General features: G+C 69.0%; 9 protein-coding genes. 3 read left to right on the forward strand and 6 right to left on the reverse strand.

Going from position 1 to position 7,836, the window contains the following annotated elements; translation table 11 throughout:
- Both D7Y13_RS34795 and D7Y13_RS34800 read left to right on the forward strand, forming a co-directional pair.
- On the forward strand, positions 1 to 1,092 hold a 1,092-nt coding region (locus D7Y13_RS34795), incomplete at its 5' end, for a lipase family alpha/beta hydrolase (protein ID WP_244222412.1).
- Positions 1,093 to 1,126: 34 nt separating this feature from the next.
- A complete protein-coding gene (locus tag D7Y13_RS34800) occupies positions 1,127 to 2,185 on the forward strand; it encodes a Gfo/Idh/MocA family protein (protein ID WP_167508805.1) in 1,059 nt (352 codons plus the stop codon).
- Positions 2,186 to 2,282: 97 nt separating this feature from the next.
- On the opposite strand, the gene D7Y13_RS34805 is transcribed toward D7Y13_RS34800, so the two are convergent.
- The 4 genes from D7Y13_RS34805 to D7Y13_RS34820 all read right to left on the reverse strand — a co-directional run bounded on the left by D7Y13_RS34805 (position 2,283) and on the right by D7Y13_RS34820 (position 5,745).
- On the reverse strand, positions 2,283 to 2,780 hold the full coding sequence (locus D7Y13_RS34805) for a hypothetical protein (RefSeq protein WP_147444142.1): 498 nt from the start codon (positions 2,778 to 2,780) through the stop codon (positions 2,283 to 2,285).
- Between the two features lie 20 nt (positions 2,781 to 2,800).
- On the reverse strand, positions 2,801 to 3,205 hold the full coding sequence (locus D7Y13_RS34810; RefSeq protein WP_120582058.1) for a PaaI family thioesterase: 405 nt from the start codon (positions 3,203 to 3,205) through the stop codon (positions 2,801 to 2,803).
- 103 nt (positions 3,206 to 3,308) lie between these two features.
- Entirely contained in the window at positions 3,309 to 4,130 is an 822-nt protein-coding gene (locus D7Y13_RS34815) for a hypothetical protein (RefSeq protein WP_120582059.1), read from the reverse strand.
- Positions 4,131 to 4,155: 25 nt separating this feature from the next.
- Positions 4,156 to 5,745, reverse strand: a complete 1,590-nt coding sequence (locus D7Y13_RS34820; RefSeq protein ID WP_233595255.1) for a serine hydrolase domain-containing protein — start codon at positions 5,743 to 5,745, stop codon at positions 4,156 to 4,158.
- A gap of 136 nt (positions 5,746 to 5,881) precedes the next feature.
- On the opposite strand from D7Y13_RS34820, the gene D7Y13_RS34825 reads away from it, so the two are divergent.
- Entirely contained in the window at positions 5,882 to 6,397 is a 516-nt protein-coding gene (locus D7Y13_RS34825) for a hypothetical protein (protein ID WP_120537607.1), read from the forward strand.
- 4 nt (positions 6,398 to 6,401) lie between these two features.
- Here D7Y13_RS34825 and D7Y13_RS34830 read toward each other — a convergent pair whose 3' ends face one another.
- Complete coding sequence (locus D7Y13_RS34830) at positions 6,402 to 7,175, reverse strand: phosphocholine cytidylyltransferase family protein (protein ID WP_147444143.1); 774 nt, start codon at positions 7,173 to 7,175, stop codon at positions 6,402 to 6,404.
- Positions 7,172 to 7,801, reverse strand: a complete 630-nt coding sequence (locus D7Y13_RS34835) for a gamma-glutamyl-gamma-aminobutyrate hydrolase family protein (RefSeq protein WP_120582062.1) — start codon at positions 7,799 to 7,801, stop codon at positions 7,172 to 7,174. The genes D7Y13_RS34830 and D7Y13_RS34835 overlap by 4 nt, the downstream gene beginning before the upstream one ends.
- Positions 7,802 to 7,836: the final 35 nt, after the last annotated feature.

Here is a 7,836-nt window from a genome sequence, read left to right on the forward strand (position 1 = left end):
CCCGAGGTCCCCCTCATGGTCCAGGTCAAGCGTCCTTCCAGCCCCACGTCGCCCCTCCAGACGCGGGTCGCGCCGGAAGCCTCCACCCGGTCCAAGCCCGCGTTGGGCTTCAACGCCGTGGCGGCGCGCGACAGCTTCAGCACGGCGGCTCCGGCGGGCTCTCAGCGGGGCAATGCGCTCTCGCAGGTGAACAGCCTGCGCCTGCCCATCCCCTGGCCGGGCAAGGGCGAGGCGGACAAGATCGGTTGGATCCAGAAGGCGTATCCGCCGGCCAAGGACTCCACCGCGGAGTTCCAGAAGCTCAACCAGGCGGTGCGCACGGGCCAGAACGTGCTGCCTCCCGAGGCCAAGAACTGCGTGTTCCTGGCGGTGGGCGGGCTGCTGTCGGAGGCGGCGCCCAAGGAGATCTACTTCGACAAGAACCTGGACGCGCTGGAGGCCCAGGGGCTGCAGGTGGGCCGGGTGCCCGTGGACACGGACATGGGCGTGGAGCACAACGCGGCCATCGTCCGGCAGGCGGTGCTGGAAGCCGCCAAGAACGGCAAGCAGGTGGTGCTGATGGGCCACAGCAAGGGCGGCCTGGACTCGGCGGCGGCCCTGGCGCTGTACCCGGAGCTCAAGGAGCACGTGCGCGCCCTGGTCACCATCCAGTCGCCGTACGGCGGCTCGCCCATGGCGCAGGACCTGCTGGACAACCCGCTGGTGCGCTACGGCGTGGGCGGCGCCATCGAGGCCATTGGCGGCAGCATCCAGGCCGGTGAGGACCTGACGTACGACTCGCGCAAGAAGTTCCTGGCCGAGCACCCGATGCCCGCGGGCATCCCCACCGTGTGCATGGCCTCCACCACCGCCAACCCCACCTCGCCGCTGTTCGTCGCCGAGGAGTACATGCAGCAGCGCTACGGCGTGAAGTCGGACGGCCTGGTGCTCCCGCAGGACGCGTTCATCCCCGGCTCCAAGTCCGTGACCCTGCACGGGCTGGATCACCTCGACTCCACCGGGACGACGCTGAACCCGTTCAAGCCCTACCAGCCCGAGGACCTGACCCTCTCGCTGGTGGCCATGGCCTTGAACATGCCCAAGGGCGGCTGAGAAACGACGTCGCCCAGCGGCTAGATTCGGGGCCGTGAGCCTCTTCCCGACGACCCTCCCCCCCGCCGAAGCCATTCCCTTGCGCGGAGGTCCCACGCTGCGCTGGGGCGTGCTCGCGCCCGGACGGATCGCGGGAGGCTTCGTCTGGGCCCTGCATCACCACACCGACCAGCGCGTCCACGCGGTCGCGTCGCGGGATCCCGAGCGCGCCGGGCGCTTCGCCGCGACCTACGGCATCCCGCGCGTCCACGCGTCCTACGAGCAGCTCGTCGCCGATCCCCACGTCGACATCGTCTACGTGGCGTCTCCCCACAGCGAACACAAGCGCCAGGCCCTGCTCGCCATCGCCGCCGGCAAGCACGTCCTCGTGGAGAAGCCTCTCGCGCTCGACGCTGGCGAGGCCCGCGACATCGCCCGGGCCGCTCGCGCCGCGGGCGTCTTCGCCATGGAGGCCCTGTGGTCGCGCTTCCTTCCCCAGACGCTGCTCATCGAACGACTGCTGCGCGAAGGCGTGCTCGGAGACCTCCGGCTCGTCATGGCGGACTTCGGGGGCCGCTTCGACTTCGAGCCTGAAGGCCGCATCTTCAACCCCGCGCTCGGCGGCGGCGCCCTGCTCGACATCGGCATCTATCCCATCTGGCTCGCGCACTTCGTGCTCGGCCCGCCTCCGCACGTGCACGCGACAGGCTCCCTCACCCAGACAGGCGTGGACGGGCAGGCGGCCCTCGTCCTCACCTACGCCACGGGGGCCCAGGCGCTGCTGCACACCACCCTCTTCGCGGAGACGCCCCAGGAAGCCGTCATCGCGGGCACGCACGCGCGCCTCCAGCTCGACTCGCGCTTCTTCACTCCCGGCGGCTTCACGTTGAAGGCCGCGAGGTCGGACCAGCAACTGCGCTGGACCGACCCGTCCGGCATCCACGGCAGCGAGGGCCTCGCCTATCAGGCCGCCGCGGTCGCACGACACATCGCCGAAGGACTCACGGAGTCACCGCTGCATCCGCTCGAGCGCAGCATCGCCGTGCTCGAAACCATCGACTCGGCGCGCGGGCAGCTTGGCGCCTCCGGCAGCGCAGGCGGGCCCGTCCGCTGAGTCGAGCGCGGTGGGCACTGGCAGCCCCGGGCCTGCGCATCCAAGCAGGCCCTGGAGGTCCAAGGTCAGACACCGCGCTCAGAGATTTGGAGAGGCGCTATGGCACCGCGCCCGTGGCAGGCGAAGCCGGCGGCGCCTCCTCCTGGGTCACGGGCGAATTCAACGTCCAGGAGAAGGAGTGGACCGTTCCCAACAGCCGGTAGGCCGCGCGCCTTCCACAACCCGAGACTCCAACCGTGACGGGGTCCAGCCGGGTCGTCGTGAGCTTCGCCCGCTCACAGTCCAGGTCGAACGCCGCACGGCCCTTCACATCGGGAACCCAGGCGCACTGCCCCATCTTGCAGCGCAGCTCGTAGGTCGTGTCGGCGTTGCAGCCACTCATCTGATACTGGTTCTCACCGAGATAGGTCGGCGTCAGCTCCTCGGTGCAGTTGAGGTCCTTGGCGGCGAGCTTCTCCAGGTTCGCATAACGCTTGGCGTTCATGGACGGCCCCATTCCAGACAGGTCCACCTTGGAGTTGCTCCGGCTTCCACCGCAGCCCATCACCAGGAACGCCACGCCCAGGCCCGTGAGCGACAATCGAGAGAGGTTCATGGCGCGCCCCTCTACCACACTCACGCGGCCACGACCGTCCCCAGGGCCACCGCGCACAGCTTCTCCTCGCCGTCCTGCACCGCGAAGATCTCGCACTGGCAGACGGCCTGACGTTTCCCCGCGCTCTTCGCCTGCGCCCGCGCGATGAGCAGCGTTCCCAGCGCCGGCTTCAGGTAGTTGATCTTGTATTCGGACGTCAGCGCGTTTCCGCCCAGCGCCAGCCCGCCCGCGAACGTGATGGCATTGTCCGCGAGGTAGCTGAGCACCCCCCCGTGGACGAAGCCGTGCTGCTGCTTCAGTTGATCGACAACGGGCAGCCGCAGCTCCGCGGTCCCAGGCCCGCTGCTCGCAAGCTGAGCGCCCAGGAACTGGCTGAAGGGTTGGGAGGCGAATACCTGGCGCGCGAACTCCTGGAGGTCGTCCACTTCATGCTCCTGCGTTCAAGAAGGAAGGTTGCAGGAGCATGGCGCGAAAGCGGGTGTCCATCCAGGAAGCCGAAGCCCGGTCATCCGGGATGCGCTCGAGTCCTCACGGGTTCTCGATGTCAGCCTTCTTCCACTGCTGGTGGTTGAAGCGCGGGTCCCGGTTGGGGTCGTAGTTCGGGTCGTTCGACGGCACGTACTGGCCGCTGTCATTCATCCAGTACCGGGTGGCACCCGCCTGCACCTGGTAGCGCTGTCCGTCGGCCGTGTTGCGGACCGTCTCCTCTTCCTTGATGGCGTTCATGGAGCGGTGGTGGATGCGATCCGACGTGGCGCTGTTCTGGGCGTAGGTCGCCGCGATGGACGCATTGATGGCGTCGTTCTTCTCGTGGAAGGTCCGCTGCTGCGCCTCGAAGGCCGCCTTGTTGGCCTGCATGCGCTGCTGGTGCCCCGCCCAGCTCGACTGCTCCCGAGCCATCTCGCCCTGGTTGTACGCCCGGACGTACTCGGGATTGTACTGGACGTTCGCCAAGGCATTCAGGACGACGCCCTTGCTCTCCTCGTACCGGTCCTCCGGCGCGTCGTACTGCCGCACCAACTGCGAGCCCTCCTGCCTCGCGGTCGGCATCAGGTCCTCCTGGACGACCTGATCCATGGAGTAGAAGGGCCGCATCGGAGCACCGCTCTGGCGGTACACCTCCCGCATCATGGGGTCGTTGGAGAACGTGAACGTCTTGAGCGGGAGCATGAAGACATTCACGTTGCCCGGACCGCTCATGGCGGCCTTGCCGTTGTTCAGGATCCAGTTCTCCGGAAGCGGCAGGCGCCCCATCTCCATGAACTGATTGTCGAGCAGCTTGTGCAGGACGAGCCTCCCGTTGGGCTCGGGCCTGACCTGGGTCGACTTCCCCTCGTTGTCTCCACTCATGTTTCCTCCCCTCCCCGTAGACAGCCTACTGCGCGACCACCTTGCCTGCGTCACGGCGGAAGTAGACCCTGGCGTTTCCGCGCTCCACGAACAGGGCATACACCTGCCCCCTGGCATTGCGCAGGAACTCGAACCGGAGTGGGAGGATTTCAACCGGGCCGAGGAAGCGCGTCGGGGAGAGCGGCCGCAGCGTCTTCGGCGACTGCTTGTCCTCGGCCACCGTCACGGCGCCCTCGGTGATGCCCACCTTGAGCGTGCCGGAGGCGAAGTGGCCGGCCAGGTTGCCAGTCAGGTCGTTTGGCACGCCGGCATCGAGGCGGTAGGTGCCGGTGTAATCAGCAAACACGGTCGGGGCCAGCTCCACCGTGCGCTCCAGCGGGTTGATGCCGCGGCCCAGTGCATCCGACAGCGCGTTGCGGATCTCCACCATCAACTGGGTGCCTCCGGGGCCATTGGTGAGCATGACCATGCCGTCGCCGGTCTCCAGGTAGCCCTCGATCCAGGCGCGGTAGCTGTCATTGGAGCCACCGTGATGGAAGACGCGGGTCTGGCCATCGCCTTCCAGGCGGGGTCCGAGCCCGTGAAGGCTCGGAGTGACCTCCGTCATCATCTGCAGGGCGAGCGGCTGCGGCAGGAAGCCGCCCTTGCCTTGATAGCTGTTGATCAATGCGCCGACGAAGGCGCCCAGGTCGTTGGCGCTGGTCCACAGTCCCGACGCCGCCTGCTCCGGGAAGGTCTCCCAGCCTCGCGGCAATGCAGCGCGCTGTCCGTCCTTGTCGTGGGCCTTGGCGATGTTGCCCAGGCTGGCCGGCAACGGATTGACGAAGGTGCTTCGGCGCATCCCTACAGGCTGGAAGAGCTCGCTCCGGGCGATGGTTTCGAGCGGCTTGCGCGTGGTGTCCTCCAGCACCAGTTGCTCGACGGTGACGCCGCCGCCGGAATAGCGCATGCGCGTGCCCGGCTCGAAGTCGATGCGGATGGGCTCGTTCTTGGCCGGAGCCACGCCGTCGAGCGTCTGCACCAGGGTCGGCAGCTTCTCGTTCGGCAGGTAGTCCTCGAAGCCCCACACGGTCAGGCCCGAGGTGTGCGACATCAGCATTCGCAGGGTGACCTTGTCTTGAGCGAAGGCCGGCGCCTTGGGGATCCGCCACGAGGTCAGGTACGTGTTGACGTCGCGATCCAGGTCGAGCTTGCCGGCCGCCACCCTGCGCAGCGTGGTGGCGGCGGTCACGACCTTGCTGACCGAGCCGACGGAGAACAGGGTGTCCGCGTTCACCGCGTCCTGGGTGCCCGCCTCGCGCACCCCGAAGCCCGCGGCCTGCACGACCTTGCCGCCCTTCAGCACGGCGATGGCCACGCCCGGCACGTGGTGGTAGGCCATGCGCTCCTGCAGCGACCAGCCCGGCAGCGGTTCGCCTGACTTGAGGGTGGAGGGACGCAGGCCGTGCTCCAGCGCGGCGAACACGTTGGGCGTCTGGCTGTTCGCCTCGGGTGCGGCAGCGAGGACGTTGCCAGCGAACAGCACGGCCGCGAGCAGGGACGGACCGTGCCATCCCCACCCTCCGACGACGTGTTTCCTGGCGCTGCTCAGGGCCTGCGTGTGCATCACGTCCATGCATTCTCCCTTTGGAGTGGCGGCCGGAAGCATAGGATGGAAGGGAGCCCTGTCGAGGGTGTCTGACATCGGCGGCGCAATCTGTCAGACCGCGAGGACATGATTCCTTCGACTGACACCCGAGCGAAGGACGTTCATGGCAACCCTGAAACAGCTGGCGTTCCGGATGGCGAGGACCCCGGCCTCCGGCTCCCTGGTGCGCTTCGGCTTCGCGCACGCGGATCGGCTCCTGCCGCTCACCTCCGTGGAGCGCTCGGAGCTGGCCGCCGTCTACCGCCACCCACGCCCGGTCTACGGCACCTTCCACCACATCGCCGTCCCCCTGCGGGGCGTGCCGGATGTCTTTGCCCTGGCGCACCCGCGCCACGCCGGACTCCGCGCCAGCCTCTTCGCGCTCATCGCCAGCGCCCGGCAGCGGGCCCCCGCGTCGGTGCTCGTCAATGCGGGGCCCCGACAGGACGTCGGACAGGTGCACTTCCACCTCACGGACGACTCGCCCTTCAGCGACGCCGTCCGCTCGGAGCAGCTCACCTGGCCGGACTGGGACGCGGCCGTCCGCGCGCTGACCTCCGTCCCCGACATCCAGGAGCGCTACCGCGCCGGCTTCTCCCTGCTCCAGGACGCGGGGGACGCTCGGGTGCGCCTCATCTGAGGCTTCAGCGGGGGAGCGCCGTGGGAGACCAGAGGTCCGCCAGGGCTCCCGAGGCGTGGGCCTCGGTGTAGCGGCGCAGGTCCTCCGCGTTGTCCGCCTCCAGCCAGCCGGACGCGATGGGCACGGCGTGCACCGCCACGCCCTCCGCGATGAGGTCCTGGAGGAAGGCTGTCATCGACGTGTTCCAGTAGCGGGGATCCTTCGCCACGCGCAGGTCGAAGCGCTCGTAGAGCGCGTGCAGGACCCCGGGCCCGAACCGCAGCAGCCCGATGTACTGCCCCTGCACCTCCTCCACCGAGCGCACCCGCGCGCCAATCTCCACGATGCGTTCACCCTCCAGGCGCAATGACTCGCAGTCCGCCGTGGGGTCCTCCATCCGCAGCTCCCAGAGCCGGCGCCACTGCGTGTCGATGGCGACGTCGATGTCTCGCGATGCGGCCAGCATCGCCCCCAGGACCTCGCGCGAGAAGACGATGTCCCCGTAGGCGACGAGGACCGGCTCGCTCCGGGACACCACCGGCAGGCTGAAGCGCAGCGTGGCGACCATGTTGCCCGTGGTGTAGGCCGGGTTCACCACGACGCGCACGTCCCGCCCCGCTTGAATCTGCTCGGGATGCGCGCCAGCCATCACCGTGACGTCCACGCCGAAGTGCTTGTAGACGGCCAATTGGTGGTCGAGCAGCGGCGCTCCCATCAGCTCCACCAGACACTTGGGCCGGCTCGCCGCCAGCGGCCCCATGCGGGTTCCCAGACCTGCGGCCAGGATGATTGCTTTCACGGTTCGTATGCCTCCAGGTACTCGAGGACTGCGGGAAGGTGGTGGGGCTCGCGCTCGGGATGCCAGAGGACTCCGAGCGCGCGCCGCTCCCTGTTCGCGAAGGCCTCCACCCCACCCTCCTCCGCGCGCGCGAGGACGTCCCACCCGGCGGGCAGGGAGTCCTCCTCCACGCCCCAGTGGTGGAAGCTCGCCACCTCCGACGGGCCTCGCCACGCGCTGGCGAGCGGGCCCGTCAGCGCATGGCGCACGCGCACGTGGCCCTCCACGCGCACGAGCCTCATCCCGGCGGAGAGCGCGAGCATCTGCGCGCCCCGGCACACTCCCAGCAGCGGCGTCCCCGTCCGGGCGGCGAGCGACAGGAGGACGGACTCCGTCTCGTCCCGGGCGGGCACCGGCTCCTGCCCCGTCCCCGGAGCGTCGTTGCCCCCGCTGAGGATGACGAGTCCCGGACGGAGGGCCTCGAACTGGGCAGCGGCCGCAGCGGCCACGTTCACCGCGGGGAACGGCACCCAGCCCGCCTCCCACAGACACGAGGCCCAGGAGTCCTCGAGCGCATCCCTCACCTCCAGACGCTCCGGGACGCGGTCGCGGCGCTGGGTGACCAGGACCACGCGGCGCTCACTCATGGACCAGCCTGCGCCCCCCGCAGTCCAGTGTCATC

This window comes from Corallococcus praedator (assembly GCF_003612125.1).
In the GTDB taxonomy this organism is placed as follows: Bacteria; Myxococcota; Myxococcia; order Myxococcales; family Myxococcaceae; genus Corallococcus; species Corallococcus praedator.